At 50.1% G+C, this 23,795-nt stretch carries 24 protein-coding genes; 13 read left to right on the forward strand and 11 right to left on the reverse strand.

The genetic code is table 11. The annotated features are described in order from the left end of the window. Positions 1 to 3: 3 nt before the first annotated feature. Together F457_RS0106785 and F457_RS0106790 are read right to left on the reverse strand one after the other, a co-directional pair. Complete coding sequence (locus tag F457_RS0106785) at positions 4 to 909, reverse strand: 50S ribosomal protein L11 methyltransferase (RefSeq protein WP_026294259.1); 906 nt, start codon at positions 907 to 909, stop codon at positions 4 to 6. 17 nt (positions 910 to 926) lie between these two features. Beyond that, entirely contained in the window at positions 927 to 3,254 is a 2,328-nt protein-coding gene (locus tag F457_RS0106790) for an ATP-dependent helicase (RefSeq protein WP_018980386.1), read from the reverse strand. Between F457_RS0106790 and F457_RS0106795 the strand changes: the two genes are divergently transcribed. Together F457_RS0106795 and F457_RS12440 are read left to right on the forward strand one after the other, a co-directional pair. After that, positions 3,253 to 3,879: a JAB domain-containing protein gene (locus F457_RS0106795; protein WP_018980387.1), complete on the forward strand. Its 627-nt coding sequence runs from the start codon at positions 3,253 to 3,255 to the stop codon at positions 3,877 to 3,879. The two genes, F457_RS0106790 and F457_RS0106795, sit on opposite strands and share 2 nt — an antisense overlap. Beyond that, positions 3,879 to 4,547 carry a JAB domain-containing protein gene (locus F457_RS12440; protein ID WP_018980388.1) on the forward strand — a complete coding sequence of 223 codons (669 nt, stop codon included), beginning with the start codon at positions 3,879 to 3,881 and terminating at the stop codon, positions 4,545 to 4,547. The genes F457_RS0106795 and F457_RS12440 overlap by 1 nt, the downstream gene beginning before the upstream one ends. Before the next feature lie 8 nt (positions 4,548 to 4,555). Here the strand turns inward: F457_RS12440 and F457_RS0106805 are convergent, their stop codons facing one another. The 5 genes from F457_RS0106805 to rpmE form a co-directional block, all read right to left on the reverse strand. Next, positions 4,556 to 5,692, reverse strand: coding sequence for a 5-(carboxyamino)imidazole ribonucleotide synthase (locus F457_RS0106805; protein WP_018980389.1), 1,137 nt, complete (start codon positions 5,690 to 5,692; stop codon positions 4,556 to 4,558). Continuing rightward, positions 5,689 to 6,183, reverse strand: coding sequence for a 5-(carboxyamino)imidazole ribonucleotide mutase (gene purE, locus F457_RS0106810; protein ID WP_018980390.1), 495 nt, complete (start codon positions 6,181 to 6,183; stop codon positions 5,689 to 5,691). The genes F457_RS0106805 and purE overlap by 4 nt, the downstream gene beginning before the upstream one ends. A gap of 22 nt (positions 6,184 to 6,205) precedes the next feature. Beyond that, on the reverse strand, positions 6,206 to 6,796 hold the full coding sequence (locus F457_RS0106815; RefSeq protein WP_018980391.1) for a DUF1013 domain-containing protein: 591 nt from the start codon (positions 6,794 to 6,796) through the stop codon (positions 6,206 to 6,208). 260 nt (positions 6,797 to 7,056) lie between these two features. Beyond that, on the reverse strand, positions 7,057 to 7,491 hold the full coding sequence (locus F457_RS0106820) for an Hsp20 family protein (RefSeq protein WP_018980392.1): 435 nt from the start codon (positions 7,489 to 7,491) through the stop codon (positions 7,057 to 7,059). Positions 7,492 to 7,684: 193 nt separating this feature from the next. Beyond that, positions 7,685 to 7,912 carry a 50S ribosomal protein L31 gene (rpmE, locus tag F457_RS0106825; RefSeq protein ID WP_018980393.1) on the reverse strand — a complete coding sequence of 76 codons (228 nt, stop codon included), beginning with the start codon at positions 7,910 to 7,912 and terminating at the stop codon, positions 7,685 to 7,687. Between the two features lie 296 nt (positions 7,913 to 8,208). Between rpmE and mscL the strand changes: the two genes are divergently transcribed. Together mscL and F457_RS0106835 are read left to right on the forward strand one after the other, a co-directional pair. Continuing rightward, positions 8,209 to 8,670, forward strand: coding sequence for a large conductance mechanosensitive channel protein MscL (gene mscL / locus F457_RS0106830; protein WP_018980394.1), 462 nt, complete (start codon positions 8,209 to 8,211; stop codon positions 8,668 to 8,670). Positions 8,671 to 8,752: 82 nt separating this feature from the next. Then, positions 8,753 to 9,001 carry a hypothetical protein gene (locus F457_RS0106835; protein WP_156809380.1) on the forward strand — a complete coding sequence of 83 codons (249 nt, stop codon included), beginning with the start codon at positions 8,753 to 8,755 and terminating at the stop codon, positions 8,999 to 9,001. A 54-nt stretch (positions 9,002 to 9,055) separates the two neighbouring features. Here F457_RS0106835 and secF read toward each other — a convergent pair whose 3' ends face one another. Both secF and secD read right to left on the reverse strand, forming a co-directional pair. Beyond that, positions 9,056 to 9,985 carry a protein translocase subunit SecF gene (secF, locus tag F457_RS0106840; protein WP_018980396.1) on the reverse strand — a complete coding sequence of 310 codons (930 nt, stop codon included), beginning with the start codon at positions 9,983 to 9,985 and terminating at the stop codon, positions 9,056 to 9,058. Between the two features lie 5 nt (positions 9,986 to 9,990). After that, positions 9,991 to 11,529 (reverse strand): protein translocase subunit SecD, encoded by a 1,539-nt coding sequence (gene secD / locus F457_RS0106845; protein WP_456307574.1) that lies wholly within the window; start codon positions 11,527 to 11,529, stop codon positions 9,991 to 9,993. Positions 11,530 to 11,703: 174 nt separating this feature from the next. On the opposite strand from secD, the gene F457_RS0106850 reads away from it, so the two are divergent. Together F457_RS0106850 and F457_RS12445 are read left to right on the forward strand one after the other, a co-directional pair. Further along, positions 11,704 to 12,684 (forward strand): Gfo/Idh/MocA family protein, encoded by a 981-nt coding sequence (locus tag F457_RS0106850; RefSeq protein ID WP_018980398.1) that lies wholly within the window; start codon positions 11,704 to 11,706, stop codon positions 12,682 to 12,684. Between the two features lie 70 nt (positions 12,685 to 12,754). Beyond that, the gene (locus F457_RS12445) at positions 12,755 to 13,444 is read left to right on the forward strand and encodes a superinfection immunity protein (protein ID WP_018980399.1); all 690 of its coding nucleotides are present in this window, start codon (positions 12,755 to 12,757) and stop codon (positions 13,442 to 13,444) included. Between the two features lie 46 nt (positions 13,445 to 13,490). On the opposite strand, the gene F457_RS0106860 is transcribed toward F457_RS12445, so the two are convergent. After that, the gene (locus F457_RS0106860) at positions 13,491 to 15,302 is read right to left on the reverse strand and encodes an ABC-F family ATP-binding cassette domain-containing protein (RefSeq protein WP_018980400.1); all 1,812 of its coding nucleotides are present in this window, start codon (positions 15,300 to 15,302) and stop codon (positions 13,491 to 13,493) included. 156 nt (positions 15,303 to 15,458) lie between these two features. Between F457_RS0106860 and cydD the strand changes: the two genes are divergently transcribed. From cydD to recQ, 4 genes are all read left to right on the forward strand, one after another. Continuing rightward, positions 15,459 to 17,153 (forward strand): thiol reductant ABC exporter subunit CydD, encoded by a 1,695-nt coding sequence (cydD, locus tag F457_RS0106865; RefSeq protein ID WP_018980401.1) that lies wholly within the window; start codon positions 15,459 to 15,461, stop codon positions 17,151 to 17,153. After that, positions 17,150 to 18,784 (forward strand): thiol reductant ABC exporter subunit CydC, encoded by a 1,635-nt coding sequence (gene cydC, locus F457_RS0106870; protein WP_018980402.1) that lies wholly within the window; start codon positions 17,150 to 17,152, stop codon positions 18,782 to 18,784. The genes cydD and cydC overlap by 4 nt, the downstream gene beginning before the upstream one ends. Before the next feature lie 90 nt (positions 18,785 to 18,874). Continuing rightward, complete coding sequence (locus F457_RS0106875; RefSeq protein ID WP_018980403.1) at positions 18,875 to 19,291, forward strand: OmpA family protein; 417 nt, start codon at positions 18,875 to 18,877, stop codon at positions 19,289 to 19,291. Between the two features lie 20 nt (positions 19,292 to 19,311). Beyond that, positions 19,312 to 21,135 (forward strand): DNA helicase RecQ, encoded by a 1,824-nt coding sequence (gene recQ / locus F457_RS0106880; protein ID WP_018980404.1) that lies wholly within the window; start codon positions 19,312 to 19,314, stop codon positions 21,133 to 21,135. 25 nt (positions 21,136 to 21,160) lie between these two features. Here the strand turns inward: recQ and F457_RS0106885 are convergent, their stop codons facing one another. Beyond that, the gene (locus F457_RS0106885) at positions 21,161 to 21,664 is read right to left on the reverse strand and encodes a copper chaperone PCu(A)C (RefSeq protein ID WP_018980405.1); all 504 of its coding nucleotides are present in this window, start codon (positions 21,662 to 21,664) and stop codon (positions 21,161 to 21,163) included. Between the two features lie 211 nt (positions 21,665 to 21,875). Between F457_RS0106885 and nrdR the strand changes: the two genes are divergently transcribed. The 3 genes from nrdR to thiL are packed head-to-tail and all read left to right on the forward strand — an operon-like array spanning position 21,876 to position 23,792. Further along, positions 21,876 to 22,364: a transcriptional regulator NrdR gene (nrdR, locus tag F457_RS0106895; RefSeq protein ID WP_018980407.1), complete on the forward strand. Its 489-nt coding sequence runs from the start codon at positions 21,876 to 21,878 to the stop codon at positions 22,362 to 22,364. Beyond that, positions 22,361 to 22,843, forward strand: coding sequence for a transcription antitermination factor NusB (gene nusB / locus F457_RS0106900; RefSeq protein WP_018980408.1), 483 nt, complete (start codon positions 22,361 to 22,363; stop codon positions 22,841 to 22,843). Before nrdR ends, nusB begins: the two co-directional genes overlap by 4 nt. A 4-nt stretch (positions 22,844 to 22,847) precedes the next feature. Continuing rightward, positions 22,848 to 23,792: a thiamine-phosphate kinase gene (gene thiL, locus F457_RS0106905; RefSeq protein WP_018980409.1), complete on the forward strand. Its 945-nt coding sequence runs from the start codon at positions 22,848 to 22,850 to the stop codon at positions 23,790 to 23,792. Positions 23,793 to 23,795: the final 3 nt, after the last annotated feature.

A 23,795-nucleotide genomic window follows, 5' to 3' on the forward strand; every position in this document is an offset into this window, starting at 1 on the left:
AAATTAGTAAGGCTTACGTAGAATAAGGGTGCTCCATGCACCTTCTTTCAGTTGACGTTCTAAAAGAAGCCCTTGGCGTTGATGAGCTACCGTCACCATGCGTGCTTGTGTGTTAAGAAGTCCAGCTAAAATAGCCGTACCTCCAGGAGCTAAAGACTGCGCTAAAGAAGGGGCCATCCGGCAGAGAGGGCGTGCAAGAATATTTGCAAAGACGAGGTCATAAGGTGCCTTGCTGCGCACGGCAGGCGTTAGCCATCCATTACCAAAGCGGCAATCAAGAAGGGGAGAGAGCTTATTGAGCCGTGCATTAGACGCTGCAACGCGAACAGACCAAGGTTCAATATCGACGGCCAGAACAGGGCGGTGCAGCAAGCGTGCCGCAGCCATCGCAAGGATGCCCGAGCCGCAGCCCATATCTAAAATACGTTGTGGCTTGCGATAAGCGATCAACTCAAGGGCACGCAGGCAGCCACGTGTTGAGCCATGTTCACCTGAGCCGAAAGCAATACCGGCATCAAGGGTGATGGAGAGGCGGTTAGAGGGTGCTTTATCGTTAAGATGCGTTCCACGAATGCAAAAGCGTCTTCCGACATTTTGTGGCGGAAACGCTTCTTGTGTGCGAGCCAGCCAGCCTTCTGCTTCTGTTATGTGCCGGACAAGCTCTGCCTCAACCCCTGTGATCGCGCGTGCTACAGCGATAGACGATTGTAGAGCCTCTTCTTGAGCGCCAACTTCCTTTACGCCTTCAAGGCGCCAATATTTTTGCTCGTCATCTTCCTCAAACATACCGACAGTGTCGCAAGCGGTCATAAGAGCTTGCTCGAACAGAGGAACGAAGGCTTCTTCCACAATAATGGTGACCGTTTCCAACGCACGTGCATGACGAGAGCCAATGTGGCGGGGAGCGATTGGGCTTTGTGTTGCTTTCACGAGAGTACCTCTACAAAACCGGCCATCAGGGTCTTTTGTCCGGCATCTTCAAAATTGATCGTAAGATGTTCGCTGTCGCTGTTCAGAACGACGCCTATGCCAAAACGTTTATGTTTAACAGTGGCCCCAATAGCAATAGGGGCACGCGATGCTTTAGGGCGAGGTCGAGACAGGCTCGGGGAACGCGGTAGGGAGGCCTCTTGAGTATCAGAGCGTTGCCAGAAATTGCGTCCAAAAGAGGAGCGCTCGCGTTGTTTAGGGCGATGAAGAGAAACATGCTCATCAGGGAGCTCATCAATAAAGCGGCTCGGGATGGAATCTTGCCAGTTAGCGTAAATACGGCGGCTATCTGCATGTGAGATGATAGCGCGCTCACGGGCACGTGTTAGGCCGACATAGGCAAGGCGGCGTTCTTCTTCAAGCGATGCAAGTCCGCCTTCATCCATTGAGCGTTGGGAGGGGAAAATTCCCTCTTCCCAACCTGGAAGAAAGACGGTGCGGAACTCAAGCCCCTTAGCAGCATGCAGGGTCATGAGGCTGACACGTTGCGTATCGTTTTGGACGCTATCGGCATCCATGACGAGGGCGATATGCTCAAGAAACGCTTCAAGATCTGGAAAGTCCCCAATAGCACGCAGTAGCTCACCAAGGTTATCAAGACGGCCCGCGGCTTCCACCGTGCGTTGGTCTTGCCGCCACATATCAAGATAGCCTGTTTCTTCTAAAAGTTGCTGAGTAGCAACAACATGTCCTTCTTTGGCAAGGGTCTTACGAGCACGAGAAAAACACGCCATAAAGTCGGAAAGGGTTGTGGCAGCTTTTCCTTTAATCTCTTTATGAGTGAGGCGTTCTTCCAATGTTCGTTGAAGGGAAAGTCCGCGCTCTCGTGCGTGTTCTCTCAAACGCGTAAGCGCAACTTGCCCAACCCCACGCTTAGGAACATTGATAATGCGCTCAAAGGCAAGATCATCGCTGGGATGAGCAAGAGCCCGCATATAGGCTGTGCCATCGCGAATTTCAGCACGTTCGTAAAAGCGCAATCCGCCGACCACTTGGTAGGGAATGCCAGAACGCATCAATGTCTCTTCAAAGGCACGCGTTAGGAAACCTGCACGCATAAGGATGGCCATATCGCCAAAATTATGCCCTGTATCATGTAGCTCACGAATTTTAACGGCGACAATACGCGCTTCTTCATCAGAATCCGGGGCATTAATGACGTCAATGTGTTCGCCTGTTTTACCGTCCAAACCGGAATGTAATGTTTTACCTAAGCGGCTTTCATTATGGGCAATCACGCCGGAGGCCGCTCCAAGAATACGAGGTGTTGAGCGATAATTCTTTTCCAAACGGACAATTGTTGCACCGGGAAAGTCCTGCTCAAAGCGTAGAATATTGGTTACATCGGCACCACGCCATGAGTAGATGGACTGGTCGTCATCCCCAACGCAGGCAATATTGGCGGGCTGATCGCCATGCTTGGCTAAAAGGCGTAACCAGAGATACTGAATGGTGTTGGTGTCTTGATATTCATCGACAAGAATATAGCGGAAGCGACGCTGATATTGTTTCAGCACCTCAGGATGAGTACGAAATATCGTGACCATATGGAGCATGAGGTCTCCAAAGTCGCAGGCGTTCAGTTCTTTGAGGCGTGTTTGATAGGTTTCATAGAGGGAACGAGCTTTTCCGTTAGCAAAATCAATATCATGGGCTGATGTTATTTGCTCCGGCAAAAGGGCACGATCTTTCCATAGTTGAATATGGTGCATGAGCTGAGCGGGCGGCCAGCGTTTCAAATCGATTGAATTGGCCGCCATAATTTGCTTAAGCAAACGAATCTGATCATCGGCATCAAGGATGGTGAAATTGCGTTCTAATCCAACACGGGGTGCATGTTGGCGGAGCATCCGTGCGCAGAGAGAATGGAATGTTCCTAACCACAACCCTTCAACGGGTTTGCCAAGGAGATGACTGACGCGCTCGCGCATCTCGCGCGCAGCCTTATTGGTAAAGGTGACGGCCAAAATCTGCTCAGGCCAAGCAAGATGATGGAGCAGAATATGAGCAAAGCGTGTTGTCAGAACACGTGTCTTTCCAGTGCCAGCGCCTGCCAGAATCAGCAACGGGCCTTCCGTTGTGGTAACGGCAAGGTGCTGTTCTTCATTCAGGCCTGCAAGATGGTCACGAGTAGGCGAAAGCGGACGTGGGGAGAAAAGATCATCAGACACCTCTCTGATATACTGCGAGAGATGGCCTATGGCTAGGAAAGAACCTGAAGGTTTGAGAAGAAAATCACATAGCCACGGGCATCGCCAACGCATGCGACAGCGTATTATAGAGCATGGAACAGCCAATTTAGCGGATTATGAGCTGCTGGAGATGCTTTTATTTTACGTTATCCCACGACGCGATACGAAGCCACTTGCAAAGGAACTTCTGCAAAAGTTTGGCTCTCTCACGGCACTGTCTCAAGCATCGGATACGATGTTGCGTGATGCTGGATTAACACAACGTGTCGCTGCTGTGTTGAAAATACCATATTTAGTCGCGCGAGCATTGGCAGAAGAACACACGGAGCTAAGTCAGATTCAGCTTAAAAATATGACGATGCTCAAACGTTATTTTGGTTCGCGTCTACACGAGCCGATAGAGGAGGAAACGAGCCTTCTTTATCTTGATGGGAGGAATAATTTATTGAAGGAGGAGCGCCTTACGCGTCATCAGAAGATTTCTGCTTCTCATCGTTTGATCGCCACTCAGCTTTTAGATGTGCAAGCAACGGCTTTTATCGTTGTGCATATTGCCCCTAGCCATTCGGCAGCCGTGCTCGCGCAAGAAGCACGAGGATTGGCAATGGCGCTAAAGCCTCTCTCAATAACGATGCATGATGTGATTTTGTTTGGAGCGGGTTGGGTGTCGAGCTTGAACAAAGAGAGATTACTGTGATGGCTGAGGGTGATGAGGCACGACAAGCGGTGAGAGAGGCGTTGCTGAACGAACAGTCAATTGAAAAAGAGGATTTATTTTCATTTTTAGTAGCGCTTTCAACAACGTCCAAAAAAGATCAGAAAACGCTACTAAATTACATACTTCAGACGAGTGATTCGTTAGGAGAACTTGTGTCGCTGCCAGCCCAGAAATGGCAGGATTATGCGCAGAAAAATAGCTCTTTTCTGGTTCTCTTGCAGCTGCTGCGTGAAATGGGATTGCGATGCAATCGAGCTGCTCTTCCGCATGGGGATCTTTTACAGGAAGAGCGGCGGTTGCTTGATTATCTCATTACGCAAATGGCACGAGAGTCTGTAGAGCAGTTTCGAATTATTTTTCTCAATAAGAAAAATCAGCTTATTTGCGATGAAGTTCAGGGTGTGGGAACGGTTAATCACACACCAGTTTACCCAAGAGAGGTAGCGCGTCGCTGTTTAGAACTCAAAGCTTCATCCATCATCATGGCACATAATCACCCGAGTGGGCATACAAGCCCATCAGAGGGAGATGTGATCGTGACACAAAATGTGCAGACAGCTCTTAACGTTCTAAAGATACGCGTTATTGACCACTATATTATCACGCGTACAGCCCAAGTCAGCTTTCGTGCGCTTGGGCTGTTATAGGGCGTCGTCTATTCTTGGGGGTGAACAGGTTGCAGTTGAGCAAGAGCATGCTCTCCTGGCAAGCCACCCCGTGGGAAGATGCGGTTAATATGACCCATTTTTCGGCCCGGCCTAGCTTCTGCTTTTCCGTAAAGATGCAGGGCTGCATTATCCTCTTCCATCATAGCAGGCACGAGAGCCATATCATCGGGGCCAATGAGATTATGCATGAAGCCATCAGAGTGACGGCGCGTTGATGGAAGAGGAAGGCCTGCAACGGCACGAATATGCATCTCGAATTGGTCTATAATGCAGGCATTCTGCGTCCAATGCCCTGAATTGTGGGGCCGAGGAGCAATTTCATTGATGATGAGCTGACCATCGGCATTTTGGAAGAGCTCTACTCCTAAAATCCCAACAAGCCCAATATCTTTCGCTAAACAGCTAGCAATACGCTGAGCTTCGTCAATAGTTTCTGGAGCGACAGGAGCCGGCACCATAGACATACGTAAAATACCGTCTCGGTGGCGGTTTTCGCTTGGATCGAAGCAGCGTATGTCACCATGATGGTTGCGAGCCACCATGACGCTGAGCTCACGCGCGAAATCAATCTTCTTTTCTGCGACTAAAGGATAGGGCAGGTTTTGGCGATCATTCCAGAGCTGCTGAAAGGCAGTTTCGTCAGAAACGCGAAATTGGCCTTTCCCATCATAGCCGAAGCGCGTTGTTTTGAGGATGAGGGGAAAGCCAAAATCCTTCAATGTAGCGAGATCATCTTCATTCTGCACAGAGCGCCATGACGCGACAGGGAGACCCATCGCGCTTAAAGTCGTTTTTTCGGCAATTCGATCTTGGCTAATTTCTAAAATACGCCCAGCTGGATGAACGGGGCGCAATGCTTCGAGCTGCCGTAGTCCTGCTGCACTGATATTTTCAAACTCGAATGTGATGACATCACATTCACGCGCAAAGGCTTCCAACACAGCAGGATCATCGTAAGAACCGACGGTCAGTTTTGCTGCAGTCTCGGCTGCTGGTGCGGGGGTAGAAGCGCTCAGGATATGCACATGATAGCCGAGACGCGATGCCGCAACAGCAGACATACGCCCTAATTGGCCACCACCGATAATCCCGATAGTAGAACCAGGAGGAAGAGCAGGTGTCACGATACGGGTTTCTCAGCAACAGAATGAGTTTGTTGAGCACGGAAGCTATCAAGACGCTCAGCTATAGCGTTATCCGACAGCGCAAGCACGGAAGCCGCCATGAGAGCGGCATTAATAGCGCCTGAACGTCCAATCGCGAGTGTCCCAACAGGGACCCCGGCAGGCATCTGAACAATGGACAGAAGGCTGTCTTGCCCCTTGAGAGTGCGACTTTCAACGGGAACACCGAAAACAGGCAAAGCTGTCCAAGCTGCACACATGCCAGGAAGATGAGCAGCACCTCCTGCTCCTGCGATGATAGTGCGCAGGCCACGCTCTTTGGCCGTCTTTGCATATTGGGCAAGACGGTCAGGAGTGCGGTGGGCGGAGACAATACGCGCTTCGTAGGGAACGCCAAGTTTTTCAAGCGTTTCGCAACCATGACGCATGGTTTCCCAATCGGATTGGCTGCCCATAATCACACCGACAACCGGGGCAGGAGAGTTACTCATGATAGGCCGTATCCCTTGCTACTTATTCGTGTTCATCTTCCTGATGGAGAACGGGGCCATCACCTTCTTGCGGAAGAGCCTGCCCATCACGGACGAGCCGTTCATTAGCTGCTTGAACAGCAGCATTGAGGTCTGTCTGTGTGCAAAGACCCAAAATGACGGGATCGCGCGGTTTAATGTTGGGGCTGTTCCAATGTTGGCGATTCCGGATTTTAGAAATCGTATCTTTCGTCGTGCCGAGTAAACGTACGATTTGCGTATCAGAAAGCTGAGGGAACTGCCGTAAGACAAAAGCAATAGCATCAGGGCGGTCATGGCGTTTAGCGACAGGCGTATAACGTGCCCCTTTTGCGCGACGTGACACCGGATTTGCCGTTGCAATCAACTTTAGTCGTGCTGAAGAGCTTGCTTCGCAGCGTTTAATTTCGTTCTCAGTCAGCTGATTGTTTTTAATAGGATCATAACCATTGATCCCAGCGCCGACTTCCCCATCAGCAATTGCTTGGACTTCTAGTGGATGCATTCCACAAAATTCAGCAATTTGGGTAAAAGTCAGGGCAGTTTTATCAATCAGCCAGACAGCGGTGGCCTTGGGCATCAACGGCAGATTCATGTCAACTCATTCCTTCGCAGCGGTGCGGTCGGGCCGGCAGAGTGCAGGCACCAACAAGGCTACTCTGGAAGATTGACCTGCCCAACAGAAAACTGGGCACGGCACCTGCTAAACGCACGGCGGTGCTGCGTAAGATGCGTCAGAGAGAAGGGCGGGTCAAGATGCTAACCAATCTTCTCTCTGAGTATTGAGAATTTTCATGGAAGTTTTTTATGGTTAGCATGCTGGAAGCAGTATTCTGCTCCAATAGATTCAGCAGTTTAATGTGGTGGATGGGTCGCTATTGAGATAGAACGTGGTTCACTTTTACGAGGGAAAGCATGTTGAAGAAAGATTTTTAGAAGGCCATTGTCAAAATATGCTTCTGTAATGGCCAGAGAAGCCGCTAGAGCAAAGGAGCGTTCAAAGGCACGTGCAGCAATTCCGCGATGAATCCATTTCCTCTGGTGATCATGCGTATCATGGCGTGGAGAGTGACCACGAACAAATAATATTTGGTTTTCGATAGTAATCGTAATATCTTCTGGTCGAAAGCCAGCGACAACGATCGTTAGCGTATAGTCTGTATCCGTTGTTTTCTCGACATTATGAGATGGATAAGAACAGCGATGACTTTTACTATCATGGAGCGCATGGTGTACGAGGTGCTCAAAACCAATCGTACTGCGCAATAAATTGGCAGTATCATATCCCATATGGATGTCCTCCTTTAAACGGCAGGACCTCATGCACATCCTCATATTAAGCAATATGCACGAAGGCATTTAAAAGCAGCGAACCCATCGTGTGGCATCGCACTACTCATACCCTAGATATGGGAAACCCTCCCCATTCTTCAAGGAACGGGAAGGGTTGCACGCATCGTAGAAAAATCTACGCGAAACAATATTACTTTTTGATATTGCCGATGCCGGAGAAGCGTTTGTTAAATTTAGCAACCTGGCCCCCAGTATCGAGGATACGCTGCACGCCTGTCCAAGCTGGATGCGTCTTAGGATCAACATCAAGGCGCAACGTTGCACCTGGCTCACCGTAGCATGACTTGGTTTTATATTCCGTGCCATCAGCCATGATGACGTTGATTTCATGATAATCAGGATGGATGCCGGATTTCATAGTGTTTCCTCAACCTTACAAGGGGCGCCCCGATACCGACCGGGGCAGACCGCTGCCATATAACGAACTTTTTCCTAATATGGAAGAACGAATAAGTCTTTGCTGTTAAGATTATCTCATGGCTTTTGCTCCTTAGAGAAAAGCTGTTAATGAAGTTTTACTCAATGATGAGATAGCATTAGCATGATCACGGTATTACATCATTTTTAAAGACAAAGCCGACGCCTGACGGCAGAGTATCATTGCAGTCTTGGGCTTGATCACCAGTTTTAACCTGTATGACGGAAGGATAAGCGATGAAAGCACCTAGAACTCCCGGCTGGATTATTGATTTCCAAAAATTTATCTCGCGTGGCAATGTTGCAGGGCTTGCCGTTGCTGTGGTGATTGGTGCCGCTTTTAGCGGGATTGTGAATAGTGCGGTGAAGGATATTCTCACCCCTATCATTGGTGCGCTTACAGGAGGTGTCGATTTTTCGAACATTTTTGTTACCCTGAAGGGGCCTGTTAAAGCAACATTAGCAGAGGCCCAGAAAGCGGGAGCTGTAACGGTTAACATCGGTCTGTTTTTAAATGCCGTATTCCAGTTCTTGGTTGTTTCTTTCTTTATTTTCTGGGTGTCGCGTATAGCTGCGAAACTGCATCGCAAAGAAGAAAAAATTGAAGAAGCCAAGCCAGAACCTGCACCAACGCGCGAAGAGGTACTCTTGTCTGAAATTCGTGACTTATTGGCTGCTCGAGGTGTGTCCCATGAGTGACTGGCGTCATTCTTCTGTCCATACCCTGTGTAAGAAAGGGTGTGTTCTCACATTGACAACCATATTGGCTGGGTGCGCTTTTATGAGCGCACCTGTCCGTGCTGCTCCTGTTTCTCCGAATGCACCAGTGTACGTTTACTTTATCCTTAATGGCATTGTACGTGGTTCTATGATGACGGGGAAACTACATCCTAAGGATGTGCATGCCCTCATGGCCGTTGATGAGCAAGCGCGGCATATCATTACCCAGGATGTGCAACATCAAACGATGAAAAATGATCATCAAGCGGATGTGATCCTTGAGCATTATCTTAGTTTGATCCCTCGCTAATAAAAAACCCGCCTCAAAGGCGGGTTTTTTATGAAGTCTTAGCTAAGAAAAGCACTAAGCTCCTTTACGAAGTCGTTTTTGCCCCATGAGAAGCAATAAGGGGGCAGCGATGAAGATCGAGGACGACGTCCCCACAACAATCCCGAAGAGCATGACAGTTGCAAAGCCCGTCAAGGTGCTTCCGCCAAAAAGGGCGAGAGGAAGCGCTGCGAGAAAAACCGTCATCGAGGTACCCAACGTACGATTTAGGGTCTCATTAATGGAGAGATCCAGCAGCTCTTTGAGGGGCATGGTGCGATATTTGCGGAGATTTTCACGCACGCGGTCATATACCACCACTTTATCATTGGTTGAATATCCAAGAATAGTGAGTAGCGCAGCCACCATCACAAGATCGAACTCAAAGCCCGTAACGACCAAGAAGCCAATTGTTTTAGTCAGATCTAGGATAAGCGTGATGACGGCGCTGAGGGCAAACTCGCGTTCAAAACGGAACCAGATATAAATTAAAATCATCCCGAGACTGAACGCTAAAGCAAGCACACCATCACGGAAGAGTTCGGACGAAACAGATCCTCCGACAGCATCGGCACGCTGGATTTGTGTGCCGGGCAGGGCTTGCGCAATGGCTTGTTTGACATGGTCAACGAGCTGCTGCGTTTGGTGCTCTGCATCGTCTCCTTGGGGAAGATTGATGGCAATACGCACATCATGAGGAGAGCCGAAAGCTTGCACAGAGGCTGCCTTAATCCGCGCTTGCTCCAAAATATGGCGCATATGGGCGGGTTCTTCAGGGGCAGGAGAATGGGTTTCAACGATGATCCCACCGCGAAAATCCAGCCCTAGATTAAGACCGGGCGTGCAAAACAAGATCACAGAAGCGATCGACAAAAGCGCTGAAACGAGCAAGCCGGCATAGCGACCACGCATAAAGCGGATCTGCCGGTCATCACGTACAAAGCGGAGTAAAGGACGGGAGAGCATAACGATCAGACCGGAAGTTTTTTGGGACGAGTATGGGCGTACCAGCGCACGATGAGCATACGCGAGAGGACGAGCGTGGTGAACAATGTTGTGACAATACCAATCGTAATCGTCAAAGCGAAGTTCCGCACAGCGCCTGTCCCGAAGACAAAGAGCATCACATGAGCAAGAAATGCTGTGGCGTTACTATCAACAATGGTGCTTGTTGCGCGTTCAAAGCCAGTTTGCAGAGCCTGAAGAGGTTTGCGCCCACGTTTAATTTCTTCGCGGATACGCTCATTAATCAAGATATTAGCATCCACGGCCATACCAAGCGTTAGTAGGATACCGGCCATACCAGGGAGGGTAAGCGTTGCTCCAAATAAAGACAAGATCGCTAAGATCATGACTAAGTTTGCGAAGAGCGCAATATCAGCATAAAGGCCAAAACGAGCGTAGAAAAGCAGCATAAAGGCGACAACGAAAATGAAACCCGCAGCTAAGCTCATAACGCCAGCATGAATGGAGGCCGCCCCAAGGCTTGGCCCGATGCTACGTTGCTCCACAACACTCAACGGGGCCGGTAGGGCGCCAGCGCGAAGGAGGAGGGCAAGGTCAGAGGCTGAGCGAGCTGAGAAGTTGCCTGAAATTTCGCCTTGCCCAGCGGTAATAGGAGAATTGATAACGGGTGCTGTTAAAATGCGGTTATCAAGGACAATAGCGAAGCGTTTGCCCACATGCTCTGTGGTAATGCGTGCGAAGTCTTCAGCGCCTCGATTATCAAACTTCAATGAAACAGCCCAGCGGCTATCGCTCATCGTGGCAGCAGCATCGGAAAGGTCTGCCCCGTCAACATCTACCTGATCCTGTACGGCCAAAGAGCCGCCTCCATCTTGCATAGCCATAAGAGTAGTGCCAGGAGTTGCTGTCTCAGGGTTAGGCCCAATGAGATGAAACGTCATGCGAGCTGTAGTGCCAAGTAGATTTTTGATCCGCTCTGGGTCACTAATTCCCGGAAGTTCTAGAACGATGCGGTTGTCGCCTTCGCGGGCAATGCTCGGGTCGATTGCGCCTGTGCTATCAATACGGCGGCGGACAATTTCGATAGAACGATCAACGGCCTCTTTCGCACGAACACGCATGGCAGCACGCTGAAGAGTGACGACCAGTCGTCCATGACGCTCTGATACGGCAAGCTCATCAGGCACAGCAGGGGATATAGCTTCAAGAACTTTTCGTGCGGCAGAGCGCTCCGATTCAGCTCTGGGCAAGAAGCTAAGGGTCGCTGCTTTGTCATCGCGCTGTATATCAATAAAGCCGAGATGAGCAGCGAGAAGACCCTGTCTTACTTGCCCTTCAAGAGATTGAAGGCGGTCATGTTGCAAAGACTGCGTATCAAGTTGCAACAAGAGGTATGAGCCTCCTCGGAGATCAAGCCCCAGATGAACTTGATGCCAGGGAAGGGGAACGGAAGGTTTGGTGATAAAGTTGGGCAGACAGAGCAGAGCACTGACCAAACAGATGCCCACAACACCTAACATTCTGAGGCGGCTGTAATACATCATAGGGGGCTGAGGAACCTCAAAAGAGCATGGAAGAAAGAGGTCAGACCGAAGCGATCTTAAAGGAGGGTTGAGAACATGCCCTGTCCTGACAGGATATGCAACCGTTACGATATCATTATACCGTCTCTCTATCCTGACTTTGCGTAGCGATGTAGGAATGCTAGTTTGCCCTTTATGAACGTTCAGTCAGTCTTTCGGGTTGGTATTGTAGGGGTGGGGCATTTTGGCCGCCTTCATGCGGTCAAGGTAGCGCAGCACCCCAAGGAAACGCTTATTGGCGTGCATGACCCAGACATAAAACGGGCTCGCGCCGTGGCACGTGATGTGGGCTGTCGTGTTTTTGAGAGCTATGAGGCGCTCCTTGAACAAGTAGATGCTGTTGTTATCGCGACACCAGCTGAAAGTCATTATGCCCTTGGCCTTGCCGCCTTAGAAACCGGGCGGCATGTTTTGGTTGAAAAACCGATTGCTGCTAGTGTGGAAGAGGGACATGCCCTTGCTGCGAAGGCGGCACAATGCAGCTGCGTCCTACAGGTCGGGCATTTATTGCGTTATTCTGCTGAGCATCGCGCGATTACGGAGCGTATTACCCAACCTGTTTATATCGAGGCAACGCGTATCGCACCGTTTAAGATACGTGGAACAGATGTTTCTGTTGTCTTAGACTTGATGATTCATGATCTTGATCTAGTGCTAGCTATTGTTGATAGTCCAATTGCGAGCATTGATGCTTTAGGCGTAGCTGTTTCGAGTCCGCATGATGATATTGCCAATGCGCGTGTAAGGTTTGAGAATGGCTGTGTAGCAACAATTACAGCAAGCCGTGTTTCGTTAAAAACGGAACGCCGTATGCGCCTTTTTGGGAAAGAAGGTTATTTATCGGCTGATTTTATGGCGCGTGAGCTAAGCTTTATTAACCGCTCTCATGGCTTACCATTGCTAGGAACGGGCGGGTTCTCGCGTGAAGCCATTAAGTGGAAAGATCACGATAATCTTACAGCAGAACATGATGCTTTCGTCGCTTCTTGCCTGCATGGTGCGCCTGTTCTGGTGGATGCCCAAGCAGGCCTGCGCGCCTTAGAAGCGGCTTTAAGGGTTGCCGAAGAGATTCGTTTATCACAAGCTCTTATGAAATCTTCTGGATTAATGGACTAATGGTTTATGAATCAGGGGAAGAGTGTGCTTGTGCATTATGCCCAGCCTACAGGATAAAAAGGATACAGTTATGCCGGGGAGAGGTCATCACGAAAGAGGGTGTGGAGCGTTCCTAGTAGGTATTGTCGCTGCTTTTATGCTGTTCATGGGGCATAGTTCTATTGTGCAGGCAGCATTTCCTTCAGCTCGTGCTGTTGTACAGCATTCTGAGGTCAGCCTAACGAGTGGGGTGAGTCACCCCTTTGATGCTATTGCGTATGAGGGAAATATCTTCCATGCCGATACATCCGATGATGACAGTGCGGTAGCTGCGTTTGGAATTGGTATTATTTTACTGTGCGTGCTTGGTGGCGTAGCCTTACTTGCCCTGTACCTTCTCCCGTCGATTATTGCTTTATCACGTGATCATGAGAATAAAGCCGCTATCATTCTCGTTAATGTTTTTGGTGCTTGGACAGGGCTCGCTTGGCTTATCGCACTGATTTGGGCGCTTTGGCCGCGGACGCCGCGAGGTTACGCCCCTTTTGCGTCGAACGGTTTTGATCATCAATGGCAACCACCATCCTATGGGCCTAAACCTCCACCATTTCCTTCTTCACCATCCTCTGCAGGCTATTCCTCTGGAATATCATCGCATGAAGGCGGCCTGACAAACGAGCAATTGGAAGGCTTAGAGAAAATTGGTCGCCTTAGGAGTGAAGGCATTTTGAGTGAGGAAGAGTTTGAAAAGGCAAAAAAACGGCTTTTAAATACGTTTTAACAAAGAAGCCCCGTTCCAGACCAAGGTCAGGAGCGGGACTTTTGCGTCACTCTTCGAGTTCTAGGCGTTTGGTTTCAAGTTCTAACCAACGCTCTTCGCTGTCGGTGAGACGCTGCTCCACCTCTTGTAAGAGAGCAGTTACCTTTTCAAAGCGTGCAGGGTCACGGCTATAAAGCTCGGGGTCGCTAAGAGCTTTGCGGCAAACGGCGACATCTTTCCCGAGTTTTTCCATTGTGTCAGGAAGTTCTTTAAGCTCAAGCTGCTCTTTGTAGCTCAGTTTGGCAGCAGGCTTGCTGGAGACGCTGCGCGGTTTAGAGCTCGTTGACTCTGACGTCGTGCCTTCGGATATACGACGCTCTTTAGGAGCATTGCCCTTTCTTTGAGCAAGCATATCAGAATAACCGCCTGCATAGTCGATCCACTGCCCATCCCCCTCGGCAACGAGGATGGAGCTGGTAAGACGATCAAGGAAGTCACGATCATGGCTTACGAGCAGAACAGTGCCCGCATAATCTGCCAACATATCTTGGAGGAGATCCAACGTCTCAAGGTCAAGATCGTTGGTGGGCTCATCCAAAACAAGCAGGTTTGAAGGGCGAGCTAACGCACAGGCTAGGGCAAGGCGGCCGCGCTCCCCACCGGAAAGATGGCTCACGGGTGTTCGTGCCTGCTCTGGGCGAAAGAGAAAATCTTTCATATAACCCATAACATGACGACGTTCAGTTCCGACCTCGACGATTTCCCCTTGTCCATTCGTTAGGACATCAACAACGGTACGATTCCCCTCTAAAGCCGTGCGCTGCTGGTCAAGCGTAACCATTTTAAGCGAGGGGCTAAGTCGAACCTCTCCCTGCTGAGGGGTAAGCTGTCCTGTCATGAGGCGCAATAAGGTGGTTTTTCCCGTTCCATTAGCGCCACAGAGACCAAGACGATCACCGCGAGTGATTTTTAGTGAGAGATCGTTAATCAGCGTGCGATCTGGGAAAGCCCATGAAATATGGTCCGCAGCAATCACGATCTTACTGGTATTGTCCGCTTCATTGGCGACCATATTGAGGGAGCCACGCTGCCGTGACGCAATGTCACGACGTTTTGCTCGCAAATCTGCAAGCTCTGCAACGCGCCGCACATTACGTTTGCGACGTGCTGTTACACCGTAGCGCATCCAATCTTCTTCACGGGCAATCTGTCGATCCAATTTATGGGCGGCTCGTTCAGCAAGTTCAATTTGTTCGTCACGCCATGTCTCGAAATGGGAGAAATTTGCGTCTAGTCGTTGCGTTTTCCCCTGTTCAAGCCAGATCACAGCGCGGCATAAGGTCTCCAAGAAGCGGCGGTCATGGCTGATGACGACCATTGCTGCATGAGACGCTTGAAGTTCACGCTCCAGCCAAGCGATGCATGGCAGGTCGAGATGGTTCGTCGGCTCGTCGAGGAGCAGTAAGTCTGGTTCTGCTGCTAGAGCTTGAGCCAAGGCGCACCGGCGCGCTTCCCCGCCAGAAAGGCTGCTGCACGTTTCATCCCCTGTTAAACCGAGCTCGGCAAGCATGGAGCGTGCACGATATTTTGATAAATCATCAAGAACGGACGCTACATAATCGTACGTCGTTGGCCATGCAGAGAGATCAGGTTCTTGCGGAAGGTAATGAACTTTCAGCCCTGGCTGAACAAAGCGCAGGCCGCCATCAGGCTGAATCTCCCCAGCGGCAATACGCAGAAGCGTGGACTTACCGCTTCCATTCCGTCCGACGAGGCAAAGGCGCTCACCGGGCAAAAGCGAGAAGGAAGCGCCATCAAGAAGAGGGCGTCCCCCTAATGTGTACGTGATATCTTGGAGATTAAAAATTGGTGCTGCCATAACTGTTGCATGTGGCGCATTTATGAGGAGGAATGCAAGGGTGAAAAATAAATTCTCTTTTATAAGAGGCGCTTGAACAAGGCGCTTCTAAGAAAAGCGAAACTTCTTACGAATTACCTCTGTCTATCTGTGCCACTTCCTTTTATATGAGGGGGTATGAAAGCTGACAAGAAGATCTTGAAACGGTGGATCAAGCAGCAAAACCGCGCTAGCCGATCCTCGACTCTCAGTAGCGCCCTCCTAGGCCTCATCAATGTTGGGGCTGGTATCGTGCAGGCATGGGCTTTGGCGCATATGCTCGCCGATTTTCTGCTGCACCAGCATTATGAGCTGGGACGCTTTTTCGCTGTCTTTATCGTAGCCTGTCTCGTGCGTGTTCTACTAGGGGCTGGGCAAGATATGGTCGCCTTACTAGCAGGGCAGAAGGCGCGTCGAACCCTGCGACGTATGACCTTAGATCGTGTTTTTGCGTATGGGCCGAGCCTTTTACGCCATCAGCACAGCGCGGCTATCGCCACATTGTTGGTGGAGCGTGTTGAAGCGTTGGATGGGTATTTTGCTCGTTGGCTCCCTGCATCGACATTATGGCCGATCGCACAATGGTGTGTCGTTGCTGTGGTTCTTTGGGAGAATCTTCATGCTGGGCTAATATTGGCTGGTTGCTGTTTGATGCTTCCCGTCTTTCAGGCTGTTTTCGGAATCGCGACGGCGATTGCCTCACGTCGTCAGTTTTTGGCGATGGGACGTCTGCAAACACGCTTCCTTGACCGTATCCGTGGTATTGCGACCATTGTTCTCTCTGGTAATGCTGAGCGTGATGCTCAGGCGCTGGGGAATGCAGCAGAAGAGCTTCGCAAACGCACGATGAAGGTACTGCGGGTTGCTTTCCTAACATCCGCGACGACCGACATTATGATGATCGTTGCGTTAGTGTGGATCGTGATTAGTCAGAGTCATTCTTTGCTTCATTCTCATTCTGTTGAGCAGGCAGGGGCGGCCCTTTTTGCCGTGTTGATGGTGCCAGAAGCATTCGCACCTTTCCGTGCATTTTCGGCAGTGTATCAAGATCGTGCCCAGGCAACAGCGACAGCAGAGGCGATGCAGGCCGTTCCTCAAGCCGACAACCGTGCCCCAGCTAAGAGTGGTGAGTTGTCCCCTCATCATGATGAGCATGGTATTGCGTTAGTCGCTCAAGATGTGAGCTATTCATGGTCATCGGATCGTGCACCCGCTTTGACAGATGTCAGCTTCTCTCTTCAATCGGGGGAGACATTGCTTGTTGAAGGGCCGTCAGGTGCGGGGAAGTCGACTTTACTAGAGCTCCTTTTGGGCTTTATCACGCCTCAAGAAGGGAAGCTGCTCTTAGGCGGCTGTGATATGGCAGCGCTAGCGGCTTCTGATATTTCGCGCCATGTCAGCTGGATTGGTCAGAAACCTGTTCTTTTTGCGGGTACGTTGCGAGAAAATATCCTCTTCGCACGGCCCGATGCACAAGACCATGAGCTTAAGCGTGCTCTGGATGCTTCCCAAGTAGGGCGCTATCTTGCTCAACTTCCAGATGGTCTGGATACCATGATTGGGGAAGGTGGGTTTGGCCTCTCAGGAGGGCAAGCGCAACGTATCGCTATTGCCCGTGCTTTCCTAAAAGATACACCTTTACTGGTGATGGATGAACCAACAGCTCACCTAGATCCAGCAACAGAAGATGAGCTTTGCAAGGCTTTTGAAGACCTGCTCCATGGGCGAACCACGATCATCGCGACCCATTCAGAAAAGATTGCATCATTACGTCGTGCGCAGCGTATTCGGTTAGAGAGCGGACATATCGTCTCTCGGGAGAGCGTATTATGAAAGCAATGGCAGTAATTTTTGGTGTGTGGCGCTCCCGTCTCGGATATTTGCTGTTGGGGCTCGTTATCGCAGAGCTTTCTATCTGCTCAGTCTTGTTATTGATGGGGCAAACAGGTAACCGGCTTGCTGCAGCAATTATTGGTACGGGGCTGGGCTACGGTGTGCTTCAAGCTGTGGGAAGCAGCCGTATCGTTCTGCGTTATCTGGAGCGTTTAATCACTCATGATGCGATGTTCCGTGCTTTAACGGATCTTCGCGTCTGGTTTTATAGACGCTTATCCAAAGGAGCGGCTGCCGGGTTGGGATTCCGCCGTTCGGGAGACCTTTTGTCTCGTCTTGTCTCTGATGTGCAAAGCCTTGATAATCTTTACCTACGGATCATCATTCCATTAGCGACAGCCGTTATCACTCTTCCTATTGTGTTTTGGGTCTGCTTGCAGGATAGCTTCGCGTTAGCCTGTTGTGTGTCGATTTTGTTTGCTGTCATTGCTTTTGGCTTGCCTGCTCTTATGGCGTTGGTATCGTACCGGCAGGGGCCTGCTCTTCAGAAGGCACAAGCTTCTCTACAGAATCAGGCGCTTGATCTTGCTTCAGGACTACGTGAGACACGTATCTTTGACGCTGACGAGCGCATGCAAGACCGTCTGATTGGTAAGCAGGATGCGCTGTATGCCCTACAGAAGAAGCAAGGTCACGCCATGGTGTTTGCCCATGCGGTGGCCGCTTTTCTGGCACGTCTTGGTATTGCTGTTGTGCTGTGTGCCTGCATGGGGGCCTTCTTCACGCGGCCAGAAGCTCTTGTGGGGGTGACAATCCTTTTTGTCATAACAACCGCTCTAGAGAGCGTAACAGACCTTCCACGGGCAGGGTTCCTTGCTGGGCAAACCCTACATGCTGCGGAGCGTGTTGTTGCTGTGTCGGATGAAAGCGGCCCTACGTCACATGGAACAGCAACATTGCCAGCTCAATTCGATGTTCAATGTGAGCAAGTGACTTTTGGATGGCATGCAGAGGCTCCTGTCCTAACCGATGTTTCGCTGCATTTGCGGAAAGGGGAGCGTGCGGTTCTTCTTGGGCCGTCAGGCTCTGGAAAGTCAACGCTTGCCGCTTTATTGCTCAAGGTAGCATCGCCACAAAAGGGACGTATTCTCTTCGGCGGCGTTGATAGTGCTGATGTAAACGATGGCGCTTTGCGAGAGAAAGTCGCATGGCTTTCACAGTCGAGCCATCTCTTTGATGACACGGTGCGTCATAATTTGCTTTTGGGGAGAGAAAATTTCTCTGATAGCCAGCTATGGCAGGCATTGGAACAAGCGCAAGTTGCTGACTTTGTTAGGTCTCTTCCTGAAGGATTGGACAGCTGGATTGGAGAAAACGGATCGCGGCTTTCTGGTGGGCAAGGCCGCCGTATTGCCCTTGCGCGAGTTCTTCTTTCTTCAGCGCCGTTGCTTATTCTTGATGAACCAGCTGCGGGGCTTGATATAGAGACAGAGCGCGCCTTCTTGGAGACATTAAATGGACTGCATTCCCAGCAGACTATCCTCTTAATCACGCATAGGCTGACAGGTGTTGAACGGCTTGATCATATCTGGCGTTGCGAGAATGGGCGTGTGTTCGCTCAGCCACTGTGATGGAGAGAAAAAAGAGCGATGATTGACCCGCTCTATGGAGTGGAGCAATCATATCTCTTGGTATTTGGATAACGATAAGGGTGTTGTGTTATGTTAAGGCTTACTGCTGCGTTGCGTTCTATTCTTCCTATTGGCTTATGCGCGACGGTCGCAGCAGGAGCATTGGGAGGATGTGCAACACACACACCACGTAATAGCTACGTCGTTTTTTTTGATCGTGATTCCGTGCAGCTTAATCCAACGGCGCAGGCTGTGGTGGCAGATGCCGCTTTGACTGTGCATGAACGTCATGCGTCACACATAACGGTTTCAGGGTCTGCCGGACATAATGGTGATCCAGATATTTTAAAGCAGCTCGCTAACGCACGCGCTTCGGAAGTGACAAAGGTTCTAGAGCGTGACGGTGTAGATGCTAAAACAATCACCCAAGCCCCTTACACGCTGAGCGACTTTGAGGATTCTCATGTTGCGTTGCGTCGCGTCTCTATCACAATTTCCTCTCATTGATAGAGAGTGTGAGGTAGCCATTGGAAGGGCGATTAACAACGGCCGCTGAGCCGCTTGATATTTTACAAAAAATATTTGGCTTTTCGTCCTTTCGAGGTCTGCAAGAAGACGCTGTTTCTGCTGTTATGCGGGGCGAAGACGCGCTTGTTCTTATGCCAACGGGAGGGGGGAAAAGCCTGTGCTATCAGGTTCCTGCTTTATGCCGTTTTGGTATGGGGTTGGTCATTTCTCCTCTCATCGCCTTGATGGATGATCAGGTTGCGGGGTTAAAACAGCTTGGCGTTAAAGCTGCTGCTCTTCACTCTGAGTTAGAAGCTGATGAGAGGGTTAGATTGTGGGAGCAATTGCGCAGTAACCAGCTCGATCTCTTATACGTATCTCCAGAACGCCTTCTGACACCAAGTTTATTGGATGTATTAAAAGGCCGCTCTCTTTCCCTTATTGCCATTGACGAAGCCCATTGCGTCTCTGCGTGGGGGCATGAATTTCGCCCAGAATATCGAGAACTCGCAACAATAAAGGAGCATTTCCCTGATGTGCCGCGTATTGCGCTGACGGCAACGGCTGATACGCGTACGCGTGATGATATTCTCAGTGTTTTGCATATGGAAAAAGCACGGGTTTTCGTCGCTAGCTTCCATCGTACTAATCTGTTTTTGCAGGCTCAGCCCAAGCTTTCTGAAACCCGGCAGGTTATTGATGCATTAGAACGTCATATGGGGCAGGGAGCGGCGATCGTCTATTGCGGTAGCCGTCGCCGGACTGAGCGTGTCGCCGCTTTGTTGCGGGAGAAGGGATTCACAGCATTAGCCTTTCATGCAGGCCTGTCGCCTATTGAGAAGAGAGCGCTATTGCTACGCTTTCGATCTGGAGAGCCGATTGTTGTTGTCGCAACGATTGCTTTTGGAATGGGGATTGATCGACCTGATGTGCGCACGGTTATCCATCTTGATATGCCAGCATCGCCAGAAGGTTATTATCAGCAGATAGGTCGTGCCGGACGTGATGGTGAGTTGTCGCATACGCTTCTGTTATATGGCGGCGAAGCTATGGCAAGGGCGCGTTATTGGCTTGAGCAATCGCAAGCTCCTGAAAGTGAAAAACGCGTTATGCAGGGCCGTTTGGAGAGCATGATTGCTCTTACCGAAACAACAGGGTGTCGCACTCAAGCTATTTTAGCATGTTTTGGTGAAATGCTGCCGTCTCCTTGTGGACATTGCGATAACTGCCTTCATCCTCCTGCAACATTTGACGGGAAAGAGGCAGCTCAGAAGGTGCTTTCTGCTGTCTATCGTACGGGAGAACGCTTCGGCGCCCTCGTGTTAACAGCAGTATTGCGTGGGAAAATGACGGAACCTGTTGAGCGTCATGCACTGCATAAACTCTCCGTGTTTGGTATTGGGCGTGACCGCGGAGAGAGCTGGTGGCGGATGGTGATACGTCAGCTCATTGCACGTGGCGCTATTCGTCTCTCGGGTGAACATGGAAGTTTAGGTTTGCACAGAGAGACGGCCCGTCCTCTTCTAAGGGGAGAAGTGCCCGTACCCCTTATGGAAGATGCTTCTTTTAAAACGCTATCAGCACTTAACCGCGCAGGGGAAGAGAAAGAGTCCCCATTATCAGAGGAAGAACATGATCGTTTTCTTGCTCTGAAAGAATGGCGTTTGGGTGAGGCGCGCGAGCAAGAAATCCCGCCTTACGTTATTTTCCATGACTCTGTTTTGCGTGATGTCGCACGCTATGCTCCGCAAACGATTGATGCACTCGGAGATATTAAGGGGGTGGGGCGGAGTAAGTTGGAGCGGTATGGGAAAATCGTTTTAGATGTTCTTAAAGACGCTTAAACGGAAAAGGGAGACAAAAGCTCCCTTATTTGCCCGTAGGTTCTTGAACTGTGAAATTCGTTGAGACATGCCCGACATCGAGAAAATGGAATGTAAAGGGAATTGTCTCACCATTTTGAAGGCTTCTATGCAGCCCACGGCAGGAGAGGTGATAGCCAGCGGCGGGAAAGACCATCGTTGATTTGTGTGGAATGGCGAGATGCTGAAAAATGTCGTCACTATCGCCCGTCGTTTCAATCATTTCTTGATTGCTGTGGTTTGATGTGACGCTCGTGCAGAGTGGGGATGTAATGCCTTTTAGAAGGAGATCAGCTGTTCCAGCATTGTGAATCGTGAAATATCCGGCTGCGCGGTCTGGGAAATGTCGTGAAGGATGCAGGACACCCCCATGAACTGTGACCTCTGTTATTTCCGTATCGTTTGAAGAGGACGCTTCATGATTCTGTGGCTGTGCGGCTGCCTGATACCCCGCGCCAAGTGCGCTTATGGCAAGAGCGACTAACGACATGCGACGACAAAAAAAGATCATAACCCCTCCAAACTGATCGAAGGGAGCCTACAGCATATCTGAAAATGAAGGAAGCTCTTCACCATGAAAGGAATTGGCGGTATAATGCTGCTGGAAAAGGAGACAGGCTCCTCATGATGAAGCTTCTTGTTTCCATAGGCTTTATGTTTGGTCGTTTCCTTTTATTGGGTTAGCACGCAACCTAATCATTTGACGTTTTATGGGATCAACCATGTACTGCCCCTTTTGCGGACATCAAGAAACTCAGGTTAAAGATAGCCGCCCTGGTGAAGAAGGGGCCGCTATTAGGCGACGGCGCGCATGTTGTGCGTGTCACCAACGTTTTACGACGGTCGAGCGTGTCCAGCTCCGTGATTTGACCGTTATTAAAGCGGATGGTCGGCGTACGCCCTTTGATCGAGATAAATTGGCACGTTCCATCCGTATTGCCTTGAGGAAGAGGCCTGTAGATGACGTTCGGCAAGAACGGCTTCTTAACGGCCTCGTCCGTAAACTTGAGGCATCTGGAGACCATGAAATTGCTGCGCGTTACATTGGGGAGCTTGCCATGGATGCGTTGCGAGAGGTTGATGGGGTGGCCTATGTCCGCTTTGCCAGTGTATACCGTAATTTTCGTGAGATTGAGGCTTTTTCAAAAATCTTAGATGATATGAACCATCCTTCAGTCGCCATTAATGATCCCTCTCAGGAGACCCCATGACCTCATCAGTGTCCAGCTCGGCTGTTCCCCAACGCAAACGAAGCCGTACGATCGCGCGCGTTGCTGCTGTTCAAGCTCTTTTTCAATGCGAGCAAAATGGGGACAGCGCTGAGACTGTTTTGAAAGAATTTGTGAATTTCCGTCGGATTGCTCCACAAGAGCATTTTGATGACGGTCATATTCCTGATGCGGATTTAAATTTACTTGCCACAATCGTGCGCGAGACCGTCCGTCAACAAGATGAAATTGATAAATCGCTTCATGATTTGTTGCCAGAAAGTTGGCCGATGAATCGTTTAGACCCTGTGTTACGAGCTTTGTTGCGTGCAGCTTTGAGTGAAATGATTGCCGACGTACCTGCGCAAATTGTGATTAATGAGTATCTTGATGTTGCTCATGGTTTTTTCAATGGTGATGAGCCGAAAATGGTTAACGGTATTTTAGACCGGTTTGCTCAGAAAAACCGCAACGCGGAGTAAGGCTATGGGAGAGTTCGACTTCATCGCGCGTTATTTCCGTCCATTGGCTGGAAAGGGCTCTTTTGAGCTTCGTAATGATGGAGCCGTTCTTTCACCTCCCGCTGGGGAAGAACTCGTTATCTCCAGTGATACCATGGTGGAAAATCTTCATTTCCTTCCAGATGATCCTGCGGACACAGTGGCTAAAAAGCTTTTGCGCTGCAATCTGTCGGATCTTGCGGCAATGGGCGCACGTCCTGCCGCGTATATGTTGAATGTGAGCGTTCCCTCTCGTTCTCATTATGGAGAAGCGTGGTTTGCTCTGTTTTCAAAAGGATTGGCAGAGGATCAGAAGAGGTATCGGCTTTCCTTGCTAGGCGGGGATACGACAGGCAGTACTGGCCCTTTAGTGTTGAGCTTAACAATTTTTGGTTATGCTCCTATTGGGCAGGCGTTGCGCCGCGATACAGCGCAGCTAGGCGACGAAATCTGGGTAACGGGCACCCTTGGTGATGCGGTCTTAGGGCTTTATGCTCGGAAAGGGAAACTAGAAGATTCAACGGGTGCTCTAGTGGAAGCTTACCGCCTTCCGACCCCCCGTACGGGCCTCAAACTGCATGGCATCGTGAATGCTGCCTTAGATATTTCTGATGGGCTTTTACAAGATTGTGGTCATATAGCGCGTGAATCAGGTGTTGCTGTTGAGTTAGAAGCGGCTTCCATTCCTTTTTCTCGACCTGTGAAAGCGCATTTTCCGCAATGGCAGGAAGAGTGTTTTATTGGCGGGGATGATTACGAGCTTCTGATTACCTGCTCACCCACCCAGAGCTTGGCGTTAAAGAAGCAATGTGACCAAGCCCACATTCCTCTGACACGGATTGGCCATGTCGTAGAGGGCGTTGGGGTCAACATGCGCGATGAAAATGGCCATCTGATGCAATTCCCCCGCACCGGATGGCAGCATTTCTAAGGC

Source organism: Saccharibacter floricola DSM 15669 (assembly GCF_000378165.1).
GTDB lineage: Bacteria > Pseudomonadota > Alphaproteobacteria > Acetobacterales > Acetobacteraceae > Saccharibacter > Saccharibacter floricola.

What these genes read in the sequence shown, in the direction of transcription:
- F457_RS0106875 (WP_018980403.1), top strand. Translation starts at nt 18,875, where the DNA reads ATGTTAAGGCTTACTGCTGCGTTGCGTTCTATTCTTCCTATTGGCTTA.
- cydC (WP_018980402.1), top strand. Translation starts at nt 17,150, where the DNA reads ATGAAAGCAATGGCAGTAATTTTTGGTGTGTGGCGCTCCCGTCTCGGA.
- F457_RS0106790 (WP_018980386.1), bottom strand. Translation starts at nt 3,254, where the DNA reads ATGCGTTGGCGATGCCCGTGGCTATGTGATTTTCTTCTCAAACCTTCA.
- F457_RS12445 (WP_018980399.1), top strand. Translation starts at nt 12,755, where the DNA reads ATGCCGGGGAGAGGTCATCACGAAAGAGGGTGTGGAGCGTTCCTAGTA.
- thiL (WP_018980409.1), top strand. Translation starts at nt 22,848, where the DNA reads ATGGGAGAGTTCGACTTCATCGCGCGTTATTTCCGTCCATTGGCTGGA.
- nrdR (WP_018980407.1), top strand. Translation starts at nt 21,876, where the DNA reads ATGTACTGCCCCTTTTGCGGACATCAAGAAACTCAGGTTAAAGATAGC.
- F457_RS12440 (WP_018980388.1), top strand. Translation starts at nt 3,879, where the DNA reads ATGGCTGAGGGTGATGAGGCACGACAAGCGGTGAGAGAGGCGTTGCTG.
- nusB (WP_018980408.1), top strand. Translation starts at nt 22,361, where the DNA reads ATGACCTCATCAGTGTCCAGCTCGGCTGTTCCCCAACGCAAACGAAGC.
- F457_RS0106885 (WP_018980405.1), bottom strand. Translation starts at nt 21,664, where the DNA reads ATGATCTTTTTTTGTCGTCGCATGTCGTTAGTCGCTCTTGCCATAAGC.
- mscL (WP_018980394.1), top strand. Translation starts at nt 8,209, where the DNA reads ATGAAAGCACCTAGAACTCCCGGCTGGATTATTGATTTCCAAAAATTT.
- F457_RS0106815 (WP_018980391.1), bottom strand. Translation starts at nt 6,796, where the DNA reads ATGAATCTGCCGTTGATGCCCAAGGCCACCGCTGTCTGGCTGATTGAT.
- F457_RS0106795 (WP_018980387.1), top strand. Translation starts at nt 3,253, where the DNA reads ATGCGACAGCGTATTATAGAGCATGGAACAGCCAATTTAGCGGATTAT.
- secD (WP_456307574.1), bottom strand. Translation starts at nt 11,529, where the DNA reads ATGATGTATTACAGCCGCCTCAGAATGTTAGGTGTTGTGGGCATCTGT.
- cydD (WP_018980401.1), top strand. Translation starts at nt 15,459, where the DNA reads ATGAAAGCTGACAAGAAGATCTTGAAACGGTGGATCAAGCAGCAAAAC.
- rpmE (WP_018980393.1), bottom strand. Translation starts at nt 7,912, where the DNA reads ATGAAATCCGGCATCCATCCTGATTATCATGAAATCAACGTCATCATG.
- F457_RS0106850 (WP_018980398.1), top strand. Translation starts at nt 11,704, where the DNA reads ATGAACGTTCAGTCAGTCTTTCGGGTTGGTATTGTAGGGGTGGGGCAT.
- F457_RS0106860 (WP_018980400.1), bottom strand. Translation starts at nt 15,302, where the DNA reads ATGGCAGCACCAATTTTTAATCTCCAAGATATCACGTACACATTAGGG.
- F457_RS0106820 (WP_018980392.1), bottom strand. Translation starts at nt 7,491, where the DNA reads ATGGGATATGATACTGCCAATTTATTGCGCAGTACGATTGGTTTTGAG.
- purE (WP_018980390.1), bottom strand. Translation starts at nt 6,183, where the DNA reads ATGAGTAACTCTCCTGCCCCGGTTGTCGGTGTGATTATGGGCAGCCAA.
- F457_RS0106835 (WP_156809380.1), top strand. Translation starts at nt 8,753, where the DNA reads ATGAGCGCACCTGTCCGTGCTGCTCCTGTTTCTCCGAATGCACCAGTG.
- secF (WP_018980396.1), bottom strand. Translation starts at nt 9,985, where the DNA reads ATGCTCTCCCGTCCTTTACTCCGCTTTGTACGTGATGACCGGCAGATC.